Source organism: Alcanivorax sp. HI0044 (assembly GCF_001634945.1).
Genome location: NZ_LWEZ01001535.1, coordinates 1 through 1169 on the forward strand (window position 1 = coordinate 1; position 1169 = coordinate 1169).

1 pseudogene is annotated in these 1169 nt (G+C 65.2%); it reads right to left on the reverse strand.

Annotated features, from left to right (window positions below):
- Window positions 1-1169, reverse strand: a pseudogene (locus A3730_RS23075) (exodeoxyribonuclease V subunit gamma); the annotation flags it as partial.

Sequence of the window (1169 nt, forward strand, 5' to 3'; positions counted from 1 at the left end):
GGCAAAGTACTGTTCCAGTGGCTGCGCCAGAGGCATCAGCAGGCTGTCGCGGCTGCCTTCATCGAAGGGTGCCAGGGGCAGGTCGCCGCTGCCGGCCAGACGACCCATGGCCTCGGTCATGGCCTCGCCAGCATGTTCCGGGCCAGCGCGCAGGGCGTCGCTGAGCAACTGGTCCTGAAGCTGGAAACGTTGCAGGCCATCGAAGGAAAAGGGTTCGCTGTCGTCCAGTACCTGGCGTTGCTGTTTCAGGTGGGCCTTCAGCCGTTGCTCGAAAAAGTGCGCCACCGGTTGTTTGAGAAAACGGCCCAGGGCGGCGCAGGTAATCGGCTCGTCGGTGTCCAGTGGCGGCAGCGGTTGGTCGTTGCTGACAGTGGGTGCCTGGCCATCGTGGAGGGCGCGCCATTCGTTGGCGTAAGTATGTAGCGAATCGTTGGCGGCATCCTGGTCGCTGTTAAAGAAATAGCGGGCGCTGAACGGTTGCAGCGGGTGGGCCACGGTGAGCGCATCCACCGGTTCGCCCTGGTCGGTGTGCCAGCGCTGGTTGATGTGGTCGCGCAGTTGCGCCACCAGCACCGAGGGCGGCCGTTCGCTGTTGTCGCGCACGTTGCGGCCGGTCCAGCTGATGTAGAGGCTGTCGCGGGCGCTGAGCAGGGCTTCCAGAAACAGGTAGCGGTCGTCATCCCGGCGGGATCGGTCGCCGGGTCGGTAGTTGCCCCATTGCCGCATCAGATCGAAATCCATGGGCTGCTGCTGACGGGGGTATTCGCCGTCCTTCATGCCGAGCAGGCAGACATGGCGGAAGGGAATGGCGCGCATGGGCATCAGGGTGCAGACGTTGATGCGCCCGGCCATGAATCGTTGCGACAGGCTTTCTGCATTCAGGGCATCGAGCAGGGGGCGGCGGGCCACGGTGAGTGGCAGGGAGCTGTCGAAATCGGCTTCGGCGCAGGCGGCCAGCCAATCGTTGAGGGCGTCGCGCAGGCCCGCATCCAGGGCCTGGTCGGTTTCGTCCACGGGGGCGAACAGGTCGTCCAGCAGTTGGGTAAAGCGTTGTTGCCACTCCCGGGCGCTGGCGTCTTGACGGGACTGTTGCCAGTGGTGTTCCAGGGTATCGAGCAGCCGCGACAGTCGCCCGGCCAGTTCCGCGCCCAGGCCGGCCACTTCGTCCA